19 protein-coding genes are annotated in these 21,360 nt (G+C 30.3%); 18 read left to right on the top strand and 1 reads right to left on the bottom strand.

Features of this window, described 5'->3' with window-relative positions:
* Nucleotides 1-141 precede the first annotated feature (141 nt).
* Nucleotides 142-1,020 (top strand): glycine--tRNA ligase subunit alpha, encoded by an 879-nt coding sequence (gene glyQ / locus Q3304_RS03355; RefSeq protein ID WP_021385338.1) that lies wholly within the window; start codon nucleotides 142-144, stop codon nucleotides 1,018-1,020.
* Nucleotides 1,020-3,086 carry a glycine--tRNA ligase subunit beta gene (gene glyS, locus Q3304_RS03350; RefSeq protein WP_407813768.1) on the top strand — a complete coding sequence of 689 codons (2,067 nt, stop codon included), beginning with the start codon at nucleotides 1,020-1,022 and terminating at the stop codon, nucleotides 3,084-3,086. The genes glyQ and glyS overlap by 1 nt, the downstream gene beginning before the upstream one ends.
* A 72-nt stretch (nucleotides 3,087-3,158) precedes the next feature.
* Here the strand turns inward: glyS and Q3304_RS03345 are convergent, their stop codons facing one another.
* Nucleotides 3,159-4,706, bottom strand: coding sequence for a nitrite/sulfite reductase (locus Q3304_RS03345; protein ID WP_407815409.1), 1,548 nt, complete (start codon nucleotides 4,704-4,706; stop codon nucleotides 3,159-3,161).
* Between the two features lie 282 nt (nucleotides 4,707-4,988).
* On the opposite strand from Q3304_RS03345, the gene Q3304_RS03340 reads away from it, so the two are divergent.
* From Q3304_RS03340 to Q3304_RS03265, 16 genes are all read left to right on the top strand, one after another.
* The gene (locus tag Q3304_RS03340) at nucleotides 4,989-5,756 is read left to right on the top strand and encodes an IclR family transcriptional regulator (RefSeq protein ID WP_054271042.1); all 768 of its coding nucleotides are present in this window, start codon (nucleotides 4,989-4,991) and stop codon (nucleotides 5,754-5,756) included.
* 285 nt (nucleotides 5,757-6,041) lie between these two features.
* Nucleotides 6,042-6,239 (top strand): 4Fe-4S binding protein, encoded by a 198-nt coding sequence (locus tag Q3304_RS03335; protein WP_003416663.1) that lies wholly within the window; start codon nucleotides 6,042-6,044, stop codon nucleotides 6,237-6,239.
* Between the two features lie 29 nt (nucleotides 6,240-6,268).
* Complete coding sequence (gene vorB / locus Q3304_RS03330) at nucleotides 6,269-7,345, top strand: 3-methyl-2-oxobutanoate dehydrogenase subunit VorB (protein WP_054271041.1); 1,077 nt, start codon at nucleotides 6,269-6,271, stop codon at nucleotides 7,343-7,345.
* A gap of 2 nt (nucleotides 7,346-7,347) precedes the next feature.
* A complete protein-coding gene (locus tag Q3304_RS03325) occupies nucleotides 7,348-8,067 on the top strand; it encodes a thiamine pyrophosphate-dependent enzyme (RefSeq protein WP_054271040.1) in 720 nt (239 codons plus the stop codon).
* Between the two features lie 12 nt (nucleotides 8,068-8,079).
* A complete protein-coding gene (locus Q3304_RS03320) occupies nucleotides 8,080-8,619 on the top strand; it encodes a 2-oxoacid:acceptor oxidoreductase family protein (RefSeq protein WP_243192682.1) in 540 nt (179 codons plus the stop codon).
* A 156-nt stretch (nucleotides 8,620-8,775) separates the two neighbouring features.
* Nucleotides 8,776-9,834, top strand: a complete 1,059-nt coding sequence (gene buk / locus Q3304_RS03315; RefSeq protein WP_407814160.1) for a butyrate kinase — start codon at nucleotides 8,776-8,778, stop codon at nucleotides 9,832-9,834.
* A 17-nt stretch (nucleotides 9,835-9,851) separates the two neighbouring features.
* A complete protein-coding gene (locus Q3304_RS03310; RefSeq protein WP_054271037.1) occupies nucleotides 9,852-10,745 on the top strand; it encodes a bifunctional enoyl-CoA hydratase/phosphate acetyltransferase in 894 nt (297 codons plus the stop codon).
* Nucleotides 10,746-10,774: 29 nt separating this feature from the next.
* The gene (locus tag Q3304_RS03305; protein WP_407814161.1) at nucleotides 10,775-11,983 is read left to right on the top strand and encodes a PLP-dependent aminotransferase family protein; all 1,209 of its coding nucleotides are present in this window, start codon (nucleotides 10,775-10,777) and stop codon (nucleotides 11,981-11,983) included.
* 23 nt (nucleotides 11,984-12,006) lie between these two features.
* Nucleotides 12,007-13,269, top strand: a complete 1,263-nt coding sequence (locus Q3304_RS03300) for an MFS transporter (protein ID WP_054271035.1) — start codon at nucleotides 12,007-12,009, stop codon at nucleotides 13,267-13,269.
* 575 nt (nucleotides 13,270-13,844) lie between these two features.
* On the top strand, nucleotides 13,845-15,308 hold the full coding sequence (locus Q3304_RS03295; protein WP_407814162.1) for an alanine/glycine:cation symporter family protein: 1,464 nt from the start codon (nucleotides 13,845-13,847) through the stop codon (nucleotides 15,306-15,308).
* A 401-nt stretch (nucleotides 15,309-15,709) separates the two neighbouring features.
* Nucleotides 15,710-16,849 carry a M20 family metallopeptidase gene (locus Q3304_RS03290; RefSeq protein ID WP_054271033.1) on the top strand — a complete coding sequence of 380 codons (1,140 nt, stop codon included), beginning with the start codon at nucleotides 15,710-15,712 and terminating at the stop codon, nucleotides 16,847-16,849.
* 24 nt (nucleotides 16,850-16,873) lie between these two features.
* Entirely contained in the window at nucleotides 16,874-18,292 is a 1,419-nt protein-coding gene (locus Q3304_RS03285; protein ID WP_054271032.1) for a YfcC family protein, read from the top strand.
* A gap of 245 nt (nucleotides 18,293-18,537) precedes the next feature.
* A complete protein-coding gene (locus Q3304_RS03280) occupies nucleotides 18,538-18,945 on the top strand; it encodes a MerR family transcriptional regulator (RefSeq protein ID WP_054277170.1) in 408 nt (135 codons plus the stop codon).
* A 66-nt stretch (nucleotides 18,946-19,011) separates the two neighbouring features.
* Entirely contained in the window at nucleotides 19,012-19,563 is a 552-nt protein-coding gene (locus Q3304_RS03275; RefSeq protein ID WP_223152819.1) for a flavin reductase family protein, read from the top strand.
* 2 nt (nucleotides 19,564-19,565) lie between these two features.
* Nucleotides 19,566-20,057: a flavodoxin gene (locus Q3304_RS03270; protein WP_407814163.1), complete on the top strand. Its 492-nt coding sequence runs from the start codon at nucleotides 19,566-19,568 to the stop codon at nucleotides 20,055-20,057.
* A 171-nt stretch (nucleotides 20,058-20,228) separates the two neighbouring features.
* The gene (locus tag Q3304_RS03265) at nucleotides 20,229-21,347 is read left to right on the top strand and encodes a C45 family autoproteolytic acyltransferase/hydolase (protein ID WP_407814164.1); all 1,119 of its coding nucleotides are present in this window, start codon (nucleotides 20,229-20,231) and stop codon (nucleotides 21,345-21,347) included.
* Nucleotides 21,348-21,360: the final 13 nt, after the last annotated feature.

The following is a 21,360-nucleotide window of genomic DNA, read 5'->3' as shown; positions in this document are numbered from 1 at the left end:
AAAATGAAGAGAAGATAATTATAAGAATTATCACTAACATTGACAAATTTTATAGAATTTGATATTCTAAAAGTTGTAGAAGAACTATTAAAATAGCCTTTCGTGTAGACGAGAGGCTTTATTGTTATAGGAGGGATTTTTATGAATTTTCAAGAGATGATACTAGCGTTGCAAAAATACTGGTCAAAGCAAGGTTGTATCATGATGCAACCTTATGATATTGAAAAAGGTGCAGGAACTATGAATCCAAATACTTTTTTAAGATCACTAGGACCTGAGCCTTGGCAAGTATGTTATGTAGAACCTTCAAGAAGACCAGCAGATGGAAGATATGGTGAAAACCCAAACAGACTATATCAACATCATCAGTTCCAAGTTATATTAAAGCCATCTCCAGATAATATACAAGAGTTGTATTTGGAAAGTTTAAAAGAAATTGGAATTGACCCGAGTGAGCATGATATAAGATTTGTTGAAGACAACTGGGAAGCTGCTACAGTTGGTGCATGGGGACTTGGATGGGAAGTTTGGCTAGATGGTATGGAAATAACACAATTTACGTATTTCCAACAAGTAGGTAATATTGAATGTGAGCTTGAGACAGGAGAAATTACATATGGATTAGAAAGATTAGCTATGTACATTCAAGAAGTTGATAGTGTTTATGATTTAAAATGGAATGATAAAATAACTTATGGTGAAGTATTTAATAAAGCTGAGTATGAAAACTCAATGTATGCGTTTGAATTATGTGATGCAGATATGCTGTTTAATCTGTTTGATATATATGAAAAAGAAGCATTAAGACTTATGGAAAAAGGACTTGTAATACCTTCATATGATTATGTATTAAAATGCTCTCATGCATTTAATACATTGGATGCAAGAGGCGCAATAGGTGTTAGTCAAAGAGCATCATTTATAGGTAGAGTTAGAAATATGGCAAAGACTGTTGCAGAAACTTTTGTAAAACAAAGAGAAGAAATGGGATTCCCTCTTTTAAAGGACGGTGACAAATAATGAAAAATTATCTTTTATTTGAAATCGGTGTTGAAGAAATGCCATCTAGATTTGTAGGCAGCACACTAGAACAATTAAAAAACAATCTTAACAAATTATTTGATGAAAATAGAATATCTTTTGACAAAATAAGTGCATACGGTACACCAAGAAGACTGACTTTGGTAGTTGAAGGATTGAGTGATAAACAGAGTGACTTAGAAGAAGAAATAAAAGGTCCTGCTAAAAAAATTGCTATTGATGCAGAAAATAATTTAACAAAGCCAGCATTAGGATTTATAAAAAGCAAAGGATTAAGTGAGTCTGATATATACTTTAAACAAGTTGGTAAAGATGAATATATATTTGCAACTATAAAACAAGATGGAAAAGAGACTTCAGAAGTATTAAAAGATATATTACCAGAGACTATAAAATCTGTAGTATTCCCAAAAGCTATGCGTTGGGGAGGTAAAAATCTTAAATTTGCAAGACCTATAAGATGGATAGTTACATTGTTGAATGACAAGGTATTAGAGTTTGACTTAGAAGGAATAATATCTTCTAATATAACAAAAGGTCATAGATTCTTAGGAAAAAGTACAATAGAAGTAAATTCTATAGAAGACTATCTTGAAAAATTAGAAAAAAATTATATAGTTTTAGACCAAAATAAGAGAAAAGAAATTATAAGAAAACAATGTATAGAAGTTGCAAATTCTTTAGGTGGAGAAGTTGAATTTGATGAAGATTTACTTGAAGAAGTAACTTACTTAGTTGAGTATCCAACTGCTTTTTATGGAGAATTTGATACAGATTATATAAAATTACCAAAAGAAGTTGTTATAACTCCTATGAAACAACATCAAAGATATTTCCCAGTGCTTAAAGATGGAAAACTGCTACCTAACTTTATAGCTGTTAGAAATGGTGATTCTTACAGAATAGATAATGTTAAAGCTGGAAACGAAAAGGTTTTAGAAGCAAGACTTGCAGATGCTTTATTTTTCTATAGAGAAGATACTAAGAGAAACTTAGAAAGCTACATAGAAAAATTAAAAACTGTTGTATTCCAAGTAAAACTAGGAACTATTTATGATAAAACTTTAAGACTTGAAAAATTAAGTGCTGATATACTTGATAGTTTAGGTTTAGTAGATGAAAAGACAGACGCTATAAGAGCTGCTAAGTTATGTAAGGCAGATTTAGTTACTGGAATGGTAGGAGAATTTGACGAATTACAAGGTTTTATGGGAAAAGAATATGCAAAAGTTGGAGGAGAGAATGATGTTGTAAGCGAAGCTATTTTTGAACATTATCTTCCAAGATTTGCAGGAGATATACTTCCTAAAACTAATGCTGGGGTTGCATTATCAATAGCTGATAAGTTGGATTCAATAGCAGGTTTCTTTGCTATAGGGATACAACCAACAGGTTCTCAAGACCCATATGCTTTAAGAAGACAAGCTTTAGGTATACTTAGCATACTAATGGATAGAAAAGTTGCTGTAGATATAAAAGTGCTTATTGAACATGCTTTAGATAATTATTCTGATTTAGATTTTAATAAAGAAGAAGTTGTTGAACAAATAATGAATTTCTTCAATGAGAGAGTGAAAAATCTGTTTAAAGATTTAGGTATAAGATATGATGTTGTTGATGCTGTATTAAGTTCTGATATAAATGATGTTTCTGATATGCATATGAGAGCTTTAGAGCTTAATAATTGGTTAGAAAAAGATGAGTTAGTGGAAATGCTTACTGCATTTAATAGAGTTTCTACTTTAGCTCAAAAAGCAGATTGTGATAAAGTTGACGAAATGTTATTAAAAGAAGATGCAGAAATCAAACTTTACAATGAGTTTGAACAAGTAAAAGTAAAAGTTAAGGAATTATTGAAAGATAAGAAATATGGTGTTGCTTTGGATGAATTTGCATCTTTAAGACCAGTAGTTGATAACTTATTTGATTCAGTTATGGTTATGGATAATGATGAAGCTATTAAGAATAATAGACTTGGTTTACTTAAACAAATATATGATACTATGTTAGAGATTTGTGATTTATCTAAAATAGTTTATAAATAAGAAAACTTAAATTACTTATAAAAAATGAGATAGCTTATAGCTATCTCATTTTTTATAAGCAAACATAATAAATTATATCTTATACTTATCAGTTATTTTATTTAAAATATCACTATTAGAATTTATCCACTCATAAAAATCTCCTGAAGAAACTTCAGATATTTTATAAAGCATTTCAGGAATATCACTAGCTTTAAAATCACCTATAGATTTTCCTAATTTAGTTTTGCCTATCTCAAAACTGCCTCCAACAAACAATTCAAATGCATCTGTAGATACACCATCAACACTCTTCTTTTTACCACATAAACCGATACTACCAACTTGATGAACACCACATGAATTTAAGCATCCTGATATATATAATTTAGGAGCTTTATTTAAAATTTCTTCATTATTTTGCAATCTAAAGTAATCTATGATTTCATGTAACATTTTCTGACTGTTTTGTATACCCATTTGACATATTGGAACACCTATACAGGAGATACTTTGTTCTAGTTGAGAATTACAACTAATAGTCTTACTTATTTCCAATATTTTTTTTGCTTCATTTCCATTTAAATTTAAGATGTATAATCCCTCTGTCATTCCTAGTCTAATCATAGGAGATTCAATAATGTCTAATTCTTGAAGTAAAATACTTAAATCCTTTGTCGATAAGATACCTCCAACAGGATGTATATATACAGTGTATAAACCATCTTGTTTTTGACGTATCAATCTAGAATCCTGAACATCTATTTTAACACCAGGCTTTGAGTAATCTATTTCTTCAACATTGAGTTCAAGGTTACCTTTTTCTTTTTCTGCTTTATAATATTCTTTAAACTTCTCTAAAAATAACTTCTCACCAAGTGTTTCGACCATATATCTAACCCTAGCTTTATTTTTATTTTCATAATTACCATAAGCCATAAAAAACTTAATCATACCTTCAACACAGTATAGTGCATCTGTAGGTTTTATAAGTTCACCAAGCTCTAAAGCGACCTTAGGTTGTTTACCTAAACCTCCACCTAAGAAAACTCTAAAATATGGTTTACCATCTTTTAAAGTAGCCACAAATCCTAAATCTTGTATGCTACAATGAGCAGCATCTGTATAGCAACTAGAATAAGAAACCTTTAATTTTCTAGGTAAATTATATGTAGTAGCATTTTTGATAAAATATTTATCAGTAGCAACTGCATATGGAGTAACATCAAAGGCTTCATCAGGGTCAACTCCCGATAGTGGAGATAATCCGACATTTCTAGGATAATTACCACCACCACCTCTAGTAAAGATGTCGTTTTTTATTCCTTCTTCCATAACATCAACAATGGAGTCTATAGACAAATCATGTAGTTGTATAGCTTGTCTAGTTGTTAAGTGTATTTTATTTAAGTCATTCTTAACAGCCATTTCGTAAATTCTATTAAGTTGATGTTTGGATAAAACTCCAGCAGATACTCTAAGCCTTATCATAAAAGACTTTTTGTCCCTTTGAGCATAAACTCCATATCCACCAGAAAAGCCTTTGTATTGCATTTTATTTATCTCTTCATGTAAGAACTTCAAAGAATATTCTTTAAAGTTGGGTAGTTCATTTAACAATCTTTTCTTAAAATTATCCATTGTCACACCTCGTTATTAGTCTTGTATAAAACTGAATCTATTGTATAATAGAGATATATATTATTATTATCTAGATAGGATGAAAATATAACAGTACAATATCATTAAGAGAAAAAATAAGGAAGACATAGAAAGTATTTTGTTTTTATTTTATAAAATAAGTATAATATTTTTGTTTTATAAAATATAATTAAGATAAATAGATAATTTTGTAATTTTAATATATAATATTTAGTAGAGTGTTGAAGTAGCACTTAATATTCGCAGGAGGAGTATTTGTATATGGGAGAAATAATAAATGCATTAGATAGAGCCCTAGACATAATTTTGCTATTGTATCATGAAAAGAGAGAAATGGGAATAACTGAAATAAGTAAAGCTATGGGAGTATATAAAAGTACTGTACATAGAACTTTAGTCACTCTTGAAAACAAGGGTTTTGTTATACAAAACACAGAAAATGGTAAGTATTGGCTAGGAATAAATTTATATGCAATAGGTATGGTTGTGGGAGAAAAAATGTCATTGAATGAAATAGTAAAACCATATACGAAAAAATTAAATCAAGAATTTAACGAAGTGGTTAATGTATCTATATTAGAAGAAAGAGCTCAAGATTCTCCAAGAAGTATAATAATACATAAAGAATATGGCTCAAATCAACTACTCTCAGTAAATCCATCAGTTGGCTCCAGTAGCGAATGTTATTGTTCAGCAGTTGGAAAATGTCTTATGGCATTTAATGATTCTATAGACTTTGAAAAATATAGAAAGACACCAATACACAAATACACAGAGCATACAATTGATAATTGGGATGATATGATGCTTTTTTTAGCAAAAATAAAAGAACAAGGATATGCCATAGATGATGAAGAATTAGAACATGGGCTAACTTGTATTGGAGCACCTATTTTAGATAAAGATAATAAAGCTATTGCAGCAATAAGTTTATCTGGTCCAACTATAAGAATGAGAGAAGGAGATTTTGAGTATAAAATTAAAAGAGTTATGGAAACTGCAAAAAGTATATCTGAGCTTTTTAGATAATTTTTTAATCGAAACAATAAAAAGAGGTTATATTTAAATTGTTATTTGTGAATATCAGTTTAAATGTGACCTCTTTTTATTTAATCAAAAATTAAATATTCTTAAAATTTAAAATGTTGTTGAAATATATAAGCGAATGTGTTATCTTTTAATTAAGCAATACAAAATAGAACGATGTTCTAAAGTATGGAACAATGCTGAAGCATATATAATGTCTATATAAAATATAAATATTATATATTTAAAATTAAGTAAAAAATATTACATAAAGGGGAGATTTAAGAAATGGAAAAAGTCAAGTTGAGTGTTGAAAGATGTAAGGGGTGTTATCTTTGTATTGAAGCTTGTAAAAAAGATGCAATAAGTCTTTCTGATTACACAAATAAAAAAGGCTTTGTAACTATCAAAGTTGATGAAGAAAAATGCATTCAATGTGGCGCTTGTTATACAATGTGTCCTGATTTAGTATTTGAGATATTATAAAATATATTTTATTGGAGGGGAGAAAAAGTATGCAGAGTTTATTAATTAAGGGAAATGAAGCTTTAGCAGAAGGTGCTATACGTGGTGGCTGTAGATTTTATGCAGGTTATCCAATAACACCACAATCAGAAATATTAGAAATGATGGCATGGAGACAAAAAGAAGTAGGAGGAGTATTTATTCAAGGTGAATCAGAAATAGCCAGTGTAAATATGGTTATGGGAGCGAGTGCACTTGGAGCAAGAGCTATGACTTCTTCATCTGGGCCAGGATTTTCATTAAAACAAGAAGGCATCGCATACTGGGTATCAGCTGGTTTGCCAGCAGTTGTAGCATGTGTACAAAGATATGGTATAGGTGATGGATTTATAGGAGCAGGTCAAGATAACTATTGGCAAGCTGTAAAAGGTGGAGGAAATGGAGATTATCATTTAATTGTATTGGCACCTAATAGTGTTCAAGAAAATATGGATATGGCATATGAGTCTTTTGAATTAGCTGAGAAATATATGCATCCAGTGCTTATACTTTCTGATGCTACAATAGGTCAAATGGTAGAGCCTTGTATAGCACCACCAATGAAAGAGTATGATAAAGATAAAGCTCCATGGGCAGCAAAAGGAACACCTGTAGGAGAAAAAAATAAAGTTATAACTGATATAACATATTTTGAAGACCAAGATACATGGCAAAAAGGTTATATAGAAAAAATGAGAAAAGTTCAAGAAAATGAACAAAGATGGGAAGAAATAGAGATAGAAGATGCTGATGTAGTATTTGTAGCATATGGGATTTCATCAAGAATAGCAGAAGGTGCAGTTAGAGATGCTAGAGCAAAAGGAATAAAATTAGGATTAATAAGACCAAAAACATTGTGGCCTTACCCAAGAAAAGCATTTAAAAAATTGAATGATTCACTAAAAGGTCTTGTAACAGTTGAAATGAACATGATGGCACAAATGAAGGAAGATGTAATTATAGCATGTGATAATAGATTCCCAGTATATTCAGTAGCAACAGCTCAATATATGGCAGAAGTAAATCAATTGATAGATTTTGCTCAACAGATTATAGATGGAAAAGCTAAGCAAGAGGAGGTATTTTAATTATGGCTAAGAAAGCACCAGCAATAATGATGTGTGAAAATATGTTCTGTGGAGGCTGTGGACACTCTATAGTCGATAGAATTATTGGAGAAGTATTAACAGAAATGGATATATGTCAAGATACAATTATATGTTCAGATATAGGTTGTAATCATATGTTTCAATTTAGTATGAATGTAGATGTTGTCGTTCCACCACATGGTAAAATGGGTGCAGCAATGGCAGCTATGAAAAGAGTTAGACCAGATAAATATATATTTACAATAGCTGGAGATGGTGGAGCTTATGCGATAGGGCTTGGGGAAACTATGTCAGCTGCTACTAGAAATGATAATGTTATATTCCTTGTTATGAACAATAATATGTTTGCAATGACAGGTGGTCAAATGGCTCCAACTACTATAGAAGGTCAATATACAGCTTCTACTCCAAATGGTAGAAATTACGCAGATCATGGTTCAACATTTGATGTTGTAAAAGTTATGGGTAATTTAGATATAGCGTATCTAGCAAGAGGAACAATAACTAACCCTAAAGAAATAAATACAACAAAAAGATACATCAAAAAAGCACTAGAAAAACAAAAAGAAAATAAAGGTTTTTGTTTAATAGAAGTACTTGTACCATGCCCAACAAACTGGGGGTTAAAGCCAGTAGATGCTATGAAGAGAATCGAAAATGAACTTGTTCCAAAGTATCCACTTGGAGAATTTATTGATTAGGGAGGAAATGATATGTTAAATGAAATCATATGTGCTGGTTTTGGAGGACAGGGAGTTCTTACAGCAGGAAAAATTATAATGTATGTTGCATATAAAGCAGATAAGAAAATTACATGGTTCCCATCTTACGGAAATGAGATGAGGGGAGGAAGTGCAAATTGTAATGTTGTTGTAAGTGATGAGAAAATTGCAAATCCTTGTGTAAAAAATCCAGATATATTATTAGGAATGAATAGTGTATCAGTAGATAAGTATGAAAGTTTAATGAAAGAAAATGGTTATATGTTTGTCAATGAATCACTAATAAGTAAGGATAGAAAATATAGAGAAGATATAAATGTTATAAAAGCACCTGTTACTGAAATCGCACAAAATTTAGGTAATGAAAAAGCTGCTAATATTTGTATGTTAGGTGTTATGGTAAAAAATTTAGATTTATTTACAAAAGAAGAATTTGAAAAGGGTATGTGCGAATACTTTGAAAATCAAGGAAAAGGCAAGTTTAATGCCAAAAACATAGAAGCATTTGAAGCTGGGTATGATTATAAGTGAATATTTTAAATATTTAAAATAATTATTGAAATACTTATTTTTATATGTTAGTATTTAATTAATAAAATATAGAACGTCGTTCTGAGTAGTAGGACATAACTTTTCAAAACGAAATATCAGAACGGTGTTCTATATAGTGAAACTGGGGGTGTTAAATTGAAAGTTTTAGTAATAAATCCTGGTGGTACATCTACAAAGATTTCTGTTTTCCAAGATGAAAATGAAGTTTTGAAAAAAAATATAACTCATACAAGAGAGGATTTAAAAAAATTTTCTAAAGTATTTGATGAATATGACTATAGAAAACAATTAATAGTGGATATCTTAAGTAGCGAGAATCATAGTATAAATTCTTTTGATGCAGTAGTTGGACGTGGTGGACTTATGAAAGCTATAAAAGGCGGCACTTATACTGTGAGTGAAGAAATGATTGAGGATATGAGAAATGAGATAAATGGAGAACATGCCTCTAATCTAGGTGCATTATTGGCTAAGACTATAGCAGATGAAATAGGAGTACAATCATTTGTAGTAGATCCAGTTTCTGTAGATGAGTTTGATGATGTATCAAGGATTACAGGAATTTCAGACATAGAAAAAGCTAGTTGGTTACATGCATTAAACCATAAAGCTGTTTCAAGAAAAATTGCACAAAAACTAGGTGGAAAATACGAGGATTATAACTTTATTGTAGCCCATCTAGGTTCAGGGATATCAATTGTAGCACATAAACAAGGGAAAATGATTGATGGAAGTGGTGGAAGGTCTGATGGTCCATTTTCTCCAGAAAGAAGTGGTGGATTACTTGCATATCCTCTTGTAGAATTGTGTTACTCTGGAAAATATACTCATGATGAAATGGTCGCAAAAGTAAGTTCAATTGGAGGAATGTACGATTACTTAGGAACTAAGGATATGATAGAAATTGAGAATAGAATTAATAATGGTGATAAAAAGGCAAAACTTATAATGGATGCATTTATTTATCAAATAGCAAAAGAAATATCTATGTATGGAGCTTCGCTTTCAGGGAATGTAGATAGAATTATTTTAACTGGGGGGATATCACATTCGGAAATGGTAGTTAAAGGAGTAATAGAAAAAGTTTCATATTTGGCACCAGTAGAAACAGTTCCAGGAGAAATGGAAATGGAAGCACTTGCTCTTGGAGCACTTAGAGTACTTAAAGGCGAAGAAATAGCAAAAACTTATTAATATTTAGGAGAGAGAGTATGTTAAAAGATTTTAATAATTTATTAGAAGAGGCTAAAAAGCTTGAACCTGTTATTGTAAGTGTTGCTGTTGCAGAAGATAAAGAAGTATTAAAGGCTGTAAAATCAGCAACAGATTTAAATATTATAAAGCCAATTCTTGTAGGAGACAAGGATAAAATAGAAAATATATCAAAAGAAATTGGATTAAAAGGTCACGAGATAATAGGATGTCAAAATCCTGATGAATCAGTTAAAAAAGCTGTAGAGATAGTTAAGAATAAAGAGGCTAAAGTTCTTATGAAGGGATTAGTTAATACGAGTGTCTATATGAGAGCTATATTAAATAAAGAAACAGGTCTTAGAACAGGGAGATTATTGAGTTTACTTGCAGTATATGAATTACCTCAATATCACAAACTTCTTTATTGCACTGATAGTGGTATAAATGTATCACCAAATTTAAATCAAAAAAAAGACATAATGATAAATGCACTTCTTACTATGAAGAGTATAGGCATGGAAAATCCTAAAACTGCTATACTTACTGCAAATGAAATGGTAGATCATAAAATACAATCTACAGTAGATGCAAACCTACTTGTAGAAATGGAAAAATCAGGAGAAATACCAAAGTGTATAGCAGAAGGTCCGATAGCATTTGATGTGGCATTTGATGCACATGCAGCAGAACATAAAGGTATTAAAAGTAATATAGCTGGTGATGTTGATTTGCTAGTATTTCCAAATATAGAAGCAGGGAATATATTAGGAAAATCATGGCTTAGATTTAATCAAGCTAAGTGGGCTGGTATAGTTTTAGGAGCAACAAATCCAATAATTTTAGGTTCACGTTCTGATACAGCTGAAATTAAAATAAATTCAATAGCATTAGCATGCTTAGCGTCACAATAAGAAATTATTATTAAGGAGGAGAAAGTATTATGAAATATGCAAAAAGAATGGATATGGTAAAAGCTTCAGCTATAAGAGCTTCTCAAAAGAAAATAGCTCAGAAGGTGGCAAGTGGTGGTACGGTTATATCTTTTGCAGCAGGACTTCCTGACCCAAACTTATTTCCAATAGAAGAGATAAGTGAAGTAACTCAAAAAGTACTTAGTGAAAGAGGCAAATTTGCTTTAGCATATGGACCTACTAAAGGTGAAGATGAGTTATTGGAGTTATTAGTAAAAAGAATGAAGGAAGAAGAAAATATTGATACAAAAGCAGAAAATATCATAATAACTACTGGCTCACAACAAGGTATATCTCTTAGTGCTATGATTTTATTAGAAAAAGGAGACATAGTAGTTACAGAAAATCCAAGTTACTTAGGTGCAATAAATGCATTTAGACCTTATGAATGTGATTTTTTAGGAGTAGATACTGATGATGAAGGAATGGTAACAGATGATTTGGATAAATTATTATCTGAAAATTCTAACATAAAGGTAATCTATGTAATACCAACATTTCAAAATCCTACAGGAAAAACATGGTCTTTACAAAGAAGAAAAGATTTTATGGAAGTCGTGAATAAGTATGATGTCATAGTAATAGAAGATAATCCTTATGGAGAAATAAGATTTACACCAGAGCCTCTACCTACACTTAAATCTCTTGATACTAAAGATAAAGTATTATACTTAGGTTCATTTTCAAAAGTATTATGTCCAGGGTTTAGAGTTGCTTGGATGTGTGGTAATGTAGACATCATAGATAAAGCAGAACTTTTAAAACAAGGTATAGATTTACAATCAAATCAATTTTCTCAAGTACAAGTAATAGAATTCTTAAAGAAATATAATTTAAATGAACATATAGAAAAAATAAGAGCTGAGTACAAAAAAAGATGTTTATTGATGTTAGATGCTATGAAAAAACATTTTCCAGAAGAAGCTAAATATACAGAGCCAGATGGAGGAATGTTTATATGGGCTGAGCTTCCTGAAAACATAAATGTAGATGATTTACTAGACAAAGCTATTGATGCTGGAGTTGCATACGTTTCTGGAGAGTCATTCTTTGCAAATAATGGACCAAAGAACACTATGAGACTTAACTATACAACTATGTCAGAAGAACAAATAGTTAATGGAATTCAAATACTTGCAGATGTTATAAAAAAAGAACTCAATTATGCTTGTGAATAAATATAAAAAGTGAGGGCTTAAATATGGGAGAAAAAGGGAACGGTATAAAGTTTGGAAAGTTAATGTTTCAACTTGTTATTATAGCAATATCTTGGGAATTAGTTTATATTATACCATTTATCCAATATACATTATATGATCCAATCTTAAAAGCATTAGAGTGTACAAATACTCAACTAGGTTTTCTACTTACGATTTATGGATTAGGGAATATATTTGGAGCTCCTATAGGGGGTTGGTTAGCAGATAGATTTGATTATAGAAAGATAATTTTAGGTTCTATATTTCTTAATGGATTAGTATCATTTGCATTTGCATTTAACATGAACTATCCGTTTGCAGTTGCAACTTGGGTAGGTTGTGCAATCACATCATTAGTTATGAACTATCCTTCTATGGTAAAAATACTTAGAGTTATAGGAAAAGATAATCAAGGTAAAGTTTATGGATTCAATGAAGCTATGGTTGGAGTTTCTGGCGTAGTAATGGGAGCAATATTCTTATATATTTATACATGCTTTTCAACTCCTGTATTGGGTATGAGATGGGTAATGATATCTTTAGGAATATTATCAATAGTAATGTGTCCAGTATTATGGTTTGTAATTAAAGATGTAGATATCAGAGAAGACAAAGAAGAAGAAGCAAGTGAAAAAATGTCTGCTGGTGATTTTATGACAGTACTAAAATCACCAAACACTTGGCTAGTAGGAATAAGCATATTCTGTGTATATTCATTCACAGTTACAATGTCTTATTTTACACCATATATAACATCAGTACTTGGAGGTTCTGTGGCATTGTCTGGGGCATTAGCAATAATAAGACAACATGGTCTAAAATTGTTTGGAGCACCATTTGGAGGATATTGTGCAGATAAAGTAAAATCACCTACAAAAGTACTACTACCAATATATGTATTTGGTATAGCAGTAATAGTTTTATTCCTAGTATTACCTGCATCTACTCCAATGACTATATTTATAGCTTTGACATTTGTAGTAGGCATATTAGGTTACATGGGAAAAGGTATATACTATGCAGTTCAAGATGAAGTAAAAGTTCCAGTTAAATATTCAGCAACTACTATAGGTATAGCTGCAGCTTTAGGATTTTCACCAGATGTATTCCAATTTGCATTAATAGGACACTGGATAGATACTTATGGTAATAAAGGTTACACATATACATTTATATTCCAGATAGCAATTCTAATAATTGGTATACTATCTTGTTTATATATATTAAAAGTTAAGAAGAAAAGAGAAAGTAAGTTAGAAGCATAAATATTGTAAAAATACCAAATTATTAAGTTTTATAGCAATACTTAAAATTTAAAGTGCAACACACCAAAATGTTATCAAGTTTTCTAGGTTTTAGTATAAAGTTACCCCTAAAGGTCTGGAATTGAGTAGCAATTATCATCTATTTATATATTTACATAAACCTATTTAATTTAAATTAAAAGAATTTCAAAAATAGGTGGTAATTGTACTCAATTTTACACCTCATAATAAATACGAAAATTTAAAATCTAACTATATACTATTCAATTATATATTAATAATTGTATATGGTACTATTTATATAGTAACAGTTTCAGGCTTTTCATTACATGTATTCCAATTTATATTGTTTGATTATTTGTCAAATACATATCGTTAAAAAGTTTATAAATTTACGTTTATATATCGATTAATATTCTTTGTTTTAGAAATAGATACTTATAGTTTTTGGATTAAAAATAATATAAATAGAAGATAGATTTTTTAGATATATTTAGTTGAAGATTATATAGAATGTTGAAACATAGCTATTTAAATTATTGTCTATAAATATAAAATGAATGGTGGTGAGTTAAGTGACCGATTTAGTTAACACCATTAATGGAATTGTTTGGTCACCTGTATTAGTTGCAATGTGTTTGTGTATAGGATTATATTTTTCAATGAAATTAAGATTTTTTCAAATAAAAGATGTAAAAGAAATGTTTACTCTTTTGCTTGAAGGAGATAGTTCTCATGTTGGAATATCTTCTTTCCAAGGTTTTGCTACATCTATGGCAGGAAGGATAGGAACTGGAAATATAGCTGGTGTAGCTGTAGCGATAGCAATGGGAGGACCAGGAGCATTAGTGTGGATGTGCATAATGGCTACATTAGGGTCGGCAACTGCATTTGTAGAATCTACTTTAGCTCAGATATATAAAGATGAGCATGATGGACAGTACAGAGGAGGTCCTCCATATTACTTTGAAAAAGGTCTTGGTTGGAAAAAATGTTCAATTTTATTTTCAGTGGTTGCAATCATAAGTTATACATTTTTTATGCCTGGCACACAATCAAATACTCTATATCTAGCAATGAATCAAGCATTTGGATTTTCAAAAATGACAATAGCAGTTACATCTTCTATTGCACTAGGTATAATAATTTTTGGAGGAATTAAAAGAATTGGTTTATTTGCTGAGAAAGTAGTACCTATAATGGGTGGAGCATATCTTATTATGACATTGGTAATAATCATAGCAAATATAAATCTAGTTCCAGGAGCTATTATGACAATGTTTAAATCTGCATTTGGATTTGGTTCGGTTTTTGGAGGGATGTTAGGTTCAGCAATATCTTGGGGAGTAAAAAGAGGTATATACTCAAATGAAGCGGGAGAAGGTTCTGGAACTTATGGTGCAGCAGCAGCAGAAGTGAGTCATCCAGCCAAACAAGGATTAGTCCAAGCTTTTTCTGTTTATGTAGACACACTATTAATATGTATGGCTACAGGTATTATGATTATAATAACAGGAATGTATAATGTTACAGATGTTTACACAACATTACCAGGTGTAGAACCAGGTCCACAATATGTACAGAGTGCAATAAATACATTACATCCTCAATTAGGTGATATTTTTATAGCAATAGTTTTACTACTATTTACATTTACAACATTATTAGCCTTCTCATACATGATGGAGACCAACGTATCTTACTTAGTGACTAGAATTAAGGCAGAAAAACATGAAAAGCACATAATTAATGTCTGTAGATTTATGCTTATAATATGTGCAGCAATGTGTTGCTTTATAGAACCACTTACAAGTTGGGCACTTGGTGATATATGTATAGGTGTATTAACATATATAAACTTAGTTGGTATATTTACACTAAAAAAACCAGCTATAAAAGCATATTACGATTATCAAAGGCAGAAAAAGATGGGAGTAAAAAGGAGCGATAGAACTTTTAATCCTATAGAATTAGATATAAAAAATGCTGAATTTTGGGAAAATAAATACATAAAAGAAAATAAACATGAGTTAAATTAAAGATATTTTGCAGAGTCATATACATGCTCTATTTAATTATTTATAATAAAAATTAAATATGAACTTAATATTATGTATGCGAGAAAAACTGAAATTTAAAGTAAATCTATTTAAACCTTTAAATTATTGAAGATTACTTTATGAATTTGAAATATAGAGTATTTATATTTAAAACTGTTATTTTGAATAGTAGTATATAGTAAGATTATTTATTTTAATAGATAGAAAGATATTTGGATATTCATTGTGTGATTAGATTTTACAGTAACATTATCATTAAATTTTATAAGAAATCTAATAATATTGTTACTGCAGATAGATTATAAGTTCAATATAGTAAATCAAAGTTTATAATAGGATACAAGAATTAATAAATAAATTTAGTGGGAGGTAAGATTGATATGAAAGAAAAAATAACACAAGTGGCGGATTTAAAGAAAGAAAAAATTTTAGGTCTATGTCAATCTTTATATGATGAGCCAGAGATTGCCTTACAAGAATACAAGTCTGCTAAAAAAATAGCAGAATTTCTAAGAGAAGAAGGTTTTGAGGTTGAGGAAAACTTGGCAGGTATGGCAACAGCTTTCAAAGCAACTAAGAAAAATGGCGATGGTCCAAGAATAGCATTTATAGCAGAATACGATGCTCTTCCAGGCAATGGTCATGCATGTGGCCATCATTTGATAGCTTCCATGGGAGTTGGAGCTGGAATAGCTCTTGCAAGTATACTAGATACTTACAAAGGAGAGGTAAGTATAATTGGGACACCAGCTGAAGAAACTGGAGATGGAAAACCTTACTTAATAGAACATGGAGTATTTGATGGATATGATGCAGCAATGATGATACATCCAAATTCAAAAACATGTGTAACGCCAGAAATTATAGCAATAGGGGGATTAGATTTCATATTTACTGGAAAAGCATCTCATGCAGGAGCTAAGCCATATAATGGAATAAATGCTTTGGATGCAGTAGTATTATTATATAATAATGTGAATGCATTGAGACAACAATTGGTAGATGGAACTAGAATACATGGTATCATACTAGAAGCAGGAACTGCTGCAAATGTAATACCTGACATGGGAAAAGTAAGACTAGAAATACGAGCAAAAGAGCAAGACTACTTTGATGAGGTAGTTGAAAAAGTAAAAAATTGTGCTAGAGGAGCTGCAATAGCTACTGGCTGTGAACTTGAGTTTTACCATTTTGAGCCAACTTGCCAAGGCTTAAATGCAAACAAGGTTTTAACAGGTATCTTTACAAATATTATGGAGGAGTTTGGTATATATGATGACGATGAACAAGTATTATTAGGTTCAACAGATATGGGAAATCTAAGTCAAATGATACCATGTATACACCCTTTAATGAAATTCTCAGAAAATTGTGAAGAGCTACATACAAAGGAATTTTTGAAAGCTTCTATGAATCCATATGCAAAAAACAGAGTGATTGATGGTATAAAGATATTAGCTTTAACAGGCTTTAGTTTATTTGAAAACCCAGACTTAATTAAAAAGATGAAAGAAGAGTAGACTTTAGATAAAGGGGATTTTGCTATGACTAATAAAACTGAAGGCAAAAAGAGAAAATTATCATTCCCAGATGCATATGTTTTGATGATAGGTCTCATAATATTTGCAGCTATAATGACCTATATTGTTCCTTCTGGAACATATAATAGAGTTGAAGATTTAACTACTGGAAATATGCTTGTGCAAGCAGGAAGTTTTAAATATGGAGAACAACATCCAGTCAGTATAATGGATGTATTTAGAGCTATACCAAGTGGGCTTGGGAAAAATTCTGTAACAGTTTTCTTTGTGCTTATTATTGGAGGTGCATTTGGTATAGTAAATTCTACTGGCTCACTAGATGCTTTAATTGGAAGAGTTATTTCTAAAAGTCAAGGAAGCAAAAAAGGCGAGATTATAATTACCTGCTTAGTATTGACTTTTGGTTTAGCTGGTGGAGTGGTAGGTATGTATGAAGAATGTATTGCATTCTTGCCTATATTAATGACTCTGTGTATTGCTTTAGGGTATGATGCTTTAGTTGCTGCAGGTATTTTACTTCTAGGGCTTGCATCGGGTTATGGTTCGGCTACTATTAATCCTTTTACTGTAGGATTGGCGCAAGGTATTTCTGGATTGCCACTTTTTTCAGGAATGTGGTTTAGATGGATATTTTGGATTTGCACCATGATTTTACTTTCAACATACATAATTTTTTATTGTAAAAAAATAAAAAAAGACCCAAGCAAAAGTTTAGTAGCAGATATTGATTATAGTCATTGGCAATTAGATAAGTCTTCCATTAAAGAAAAATTGTCTGCTGGAAATATAAGAGTATTAGTTACATTCTTTGGTGGTATACTTGCTTTGATGATATTGATTGTAAAATTTTCTTTGAGTATGTCAGACTTATCAGCTTATTTCTTTGCTTTAGGAATCTTATGTGGAGTAGTCTATGGAATGAGTCCAAATAAAATTGCTTCTGGATTCGTGAAAGGTATGCAAGAAATGGTCTATCCAGCTATTTTGATAGGATTTGCATCTAGTATAGTAGTTATATTAGAACAGGGAGTAATTTTAGATTCAATAGTTCATGGATTGTCATTGGTGTTGAATTATGTTCCTAGAATTTTTAGCGGTGGAGTAATGATGATTATGCAGTCTGTAATCAATTTCTTTATACCTTCAGGCACTGGTCAAGCTATGGTAACAATGCCCCTTATGGCTCCACTTGCAGATGTTATAGGTATACCTAGACAGGTTGCAGTGTTAGCTTACCAAATGGGTGATGGATTTGCAAATGGAATAGTTCCAACACTTGGAGTTCTTATGGCTGGAATATCTATTGCTCATGTACCTTATACAAGATGGTTTAAATTTGCATCAAAGATAATACTTATGGAGTTAGCTTTAGGGTTTATATTTTTGATGATTGCAGTGCAGATTAATTTAGGTCCTTTTTAAAAAGTTAAAAATATATTTATATAGTTTTAAACTAATATATATTATGATTAAACGTATTAAATTAAATTATTTATAATATAGCAAATTACATTTAAATATAGTTTCTAAAACAAAAGGTGAACTCTGTGTAGTTCACCTTTTTAATTTAATTTTCCAATTTGTAAAAAAGTTTTAAAAAAGGCTTGACTTGAAGTTAACTTAAGGTTGTATATTAAAAAAAGATACTTATAAGGAGTGTGATGCTTATGACAATTAAAGAAGCTTCAAAACGTACTGGAATATCAGTAGATAATTTACGTTATTATGAAAGGATAGGATTAATACCACCTATTCCTAAAAATAAGTCTGGAATTCGTGATTATGATGAACGTGCTATTCACTGGATTGAGTTTGTTATGAAGTTTAAGAAAGCAGGAGCTTCTTTAGAAGCTATTATTGAATATGTACGACTTGCATGTTCTGATGATGATACAAAAGAAGTACGTAGAGAAATATTGGTAGAAGTAAAAGAAGATTTGACTACACAGATTAATAAACTTCGAGAATGTTTAGATGTTGTTGAGTATAAAATTGAAAATTACTATAACCTATGTGACCCTGTAACACAAAAAATGGTTAAGGAATGGAAAGAAAAGCACGAATATAAAAAATAATATTTGACCTTAAGTTTGGTTAAGGGAATACAATATAAGAAAATAAAAGAAAAGAGGTAATTATATATGAAAAAGGACTTAGGTTCTATAATAGGATTATATCCTACACCATTGGTAGTTGTTGGAGTAGTAATTGATGAAAGCCCTAACTGGATGTTAGTAGGACATTTAGGTATTATTGGGCATGACCATATTATGATAAGTTTAGCAAAATCACATTATACAAATAAAGGAATTAGAGAAAGTAAAGTACTCTCTGTAAATGTTGTAGATGAGTCTATGTTGTCAAAAGCAGATTATGTTGGTTGTGTAAGTGGAAGTAAAATTGATAAATCAAAAGTATTTGAATACGAAATAGGTGATGAAGGAGCTCCACTAATAAAAGAATCAAAACTAAACATGGAATGTTATGTGGATGATATTTATGAAACAAAGGGATTTGAAAGTTTTATATTAAAAATAAGCCATACATATGCAGATGAAGAAATTTTAAATGAAGAAAACAAAATTGATTATGAAAAACTAAAACCAATTTTATTTGAAATGCCTGGTTATACATATTTAAAAACAGGAAATACAGTTGCTAAATGTATGACATTGAAAAATAAGGGGGAATAGATATGAGTAAAAAAAATATTGTATTATACTTTTCAAGTTCGTCAAACACTAAAAGAATTGCAGAAATTATTCAAAAGTATACATTTGCTGATATACAAGAGATACTTACAGAAACACCATACACAAAGGATTATAATGCACTAGTGAAACAAGCTCAACAAGAGATACAGAAGGGGATTATGCCTAGTATTAAAAAAATATCATATGATTTAAGTGATTATGATACTATTTTTTTAGGGACACCTAATTGGTGGAGTACAATTGCACCACCTATAGCAACTTTACTTAACCAGAATAATTTAAGTGGAAAAAATATTATACCTTTTATTACTCATGGAGGTGGTGGAAAAGGTCATGCTGATAAAGACATAAAAAAATTATGTCCTAATTCAAAAGTTTTAGATATATTTGATATTTATGGAAATGGAGGAAATGGCGCAGAAGAAAAAATTATTTCATGGCTTAAAAGAATAAATATGCATGAACAAAAGTAATATTTTAAGTTTGGACACTTAATTTATATAATAGGCACTTAAATAATCCTATATAAATCTAGTACATATTAGATTTTTTAGATTTACAAACTTATTATAGCAAAAAATATCATGAAAGGTTGTAGCCCTAATGATAAAATCAAGTACAAGAGATATATAGGAGGAAATAATATGGAGACTTTAAAAGTAAGAACTTACGAATTATGTGGCACAAACTATGAAATAGGATATGAGTTAGGAAAATCAATTGTAAATATACCAGAGTTGATATGTGAACAAACTAATAAATCTAATGTTGTAACTAAAGAAGAAGAAAACTATATGGTAGAGTTATTTGACAAATATTGCCCAGGACTTAATGAAGAATTACAAGGTTTTGCTGATGCCATTCAAGTAGATAGTAGTCAACTTTTATACTATACTATGACCTATCTTAGACCAGGTTGCAGTCAAGTTGCTTTAACACCAGAATTAACTGAAAATGGGCATGTTCTCTTTGCTCGTAATTTTGATTTCTCACACCATATGGAAGATTTTGCTTTATGTAAAACTAAGGTGGTTGGTAAATATGCACACATTGGAACTACAGTAATGCAGTTTGGAAGAACTGAAGGTATGAATGAATGTGGTTTGGGTGTAAGTCAAACATCTTGTGGTTATCCAGTAGGAGCTCAAGAGGGTATGAGAAAACCTAAAATTGTAGGTTTACAGTTTTGGGCTGTTATTAGATATTTATTAGAAAATTGCAAAGATGTAGAGGAGGCATTAGGATATATAGAAGATATGCCTATTGCATATAACATTAATCTATTACTTGCAGATAAGTCTGGAAATATGGTACTTGTAGAAACTCTAGATGGAAAAAAAGAGATAAAGAAAATAAATGAATTTGGAAATAAGAGAGAATATTTTCTTCACTCTACAAATCATATTCATATTAATAAACTTCATAAATTAGAACCACAGTCTATGAATAATTCTATTCATAGATATAATTTAATTAAAGAATACATAGATAATTCTAAAAAAATTAGTGAGAAGGATTTAATGAATTTCTTATCCTTAAAATATCCATATGGATTATCTTGTAATTATTACAACGATTTTTTTGGAACTTTAAAAAGTATAGTTATGGACTTAAATACAGGAACGTTTAACATATTATGGGGTGGATTAGAAAGTAATATATGGAATAAATACTATCTGAATGACAATATTAAATCTACAACACAGTTAATAAATATAGATATTGAAAAAGCACCTTCTGATTTTTTTGAATTGATTGAGTAAAAAATACCTTTAA

The sequence above is a fragment of the Clostridioides sp. GD02377 genome (assembly GCF_045899875.1).
GTDB lineage: Bacteria > Bacillota > Clostridia > Peptostreptococcales > Peptostreptococcaceae > Clostridioides > Clostridioides difficile_A.
This window is presented reverse-complemented; position numbering and strand designations above follow the sequence as displayed.

Coding starts and splice junctions, on each gene's coding strand:
- Q3304_RS03310 (WP_054271037.1), top strand. CDS start 9,852: ATGTTAAAAGATTTTAATAATTTATTAGAAGAGGCTAAAAAGCTTGAA.
- Q3304_RS03265 (WP_407814164.1), top strand. CDS start 20,229: ATGGAGACTTTAAAAGTAAGAACTTACGAATTATGTGGCACAAACTAT.
- Q3304_RS03270 (WP_407814163.1), top strand. CDS start 19,566: ATGAGTAAAAAAAATATTGTATTATACTTTTCAAGTTCGTCAAACACT.
- Q3304_RS03280 (WP_054277170.1), top strand. CDS start 18,538: ATGACAATTAAAGAAGCTTCAAAACGTACTGGAATATCAGTAGATAAT.
- Q3304_RS03345 (WP_407815409.1), bottom strand. CDS start 4,706: ATGGATAATTTTAAGAAAAGATTGTTAAATGAACTACCCAACTTTAAA.
- Q3304_RS03300 (WP_054271035.1), top strand. CDS start 12,007: ATGGGAGAAAAAGGGAACGGTATAAAGTTTGGAAAGTTAATGTTTCAA.
- Q3304_RS03285 (WP_054271032.1), top strand. CDS start 16,874: ATGACTAATAAAACTGAAGGCAAAAAGAGAAAATTATCATTCCCAGAT.
- Q3304_RS03290 (WP_054271033.1), top strand. CDS start 15,710: ATGAAAGAAAAAATAACACAAGTGGCGGATTTAAAGAAAGAAAAAATT.
- Q3304_RS03305 (WP_407814161.1), top strand. CDS start 10,775: ATGAAATATGCAAAAAGAATGGATATGGTAAAAGCTTCAGCTATAAGA.
- Q3304_RS03335 (WP_003416663.1), top strand. CDS start 6,042: ATGGAAAAAGTCAAGTTGAGTGTTGAAAGATGTAAGGGGTGTTATCTT.
- glyS (WP_407813768.1), top strand. CDS start 1,020: ATGAAAAATTATCTTTTATTTGAAATCGGTGTTGAAGAAATGCCATCT.
- Q3304_RS03275 (WP_223152819.1), top strand. CDS start 19,012: ATGAAAAAGGACTTAGGTTCTATAATAGGATTATATCCTACACCATTG.
- Q3304_RS03320 (WP_243192682.1), top strand. CDS start 8,080: ATGTTAAATGAAATCATATGTGCTGGTTTTGGAGGACAGGGAGTTCTT.
- Q3304_RS03340 (WP_054271042.1), top strand. CDS start 4,989: ATGGGAGAAATAATAAATGCATTAGATAGAGCCCTAGACATAATTTTG.
- glyQ (WP_021385338.1), top strand. CDS start 142: ATGAATTTTCAAGAGATGATACTAGCGTTGCAAAAATACTGGTCAAAG.
- vorB (WP_054271041.1), top strand. CDS start 6,269: ATGCAGAGTTTATTAATTAAGGGAAATGAAGCTTTAGCAGAAGGTGCT.
- Q3304_RS03325 (WP_054271040.1), top strand. CDS start 7,348: ATGGCTAAGAAAGCACCAGCAATAATGATGTGTGAAAATATGTTCTGT.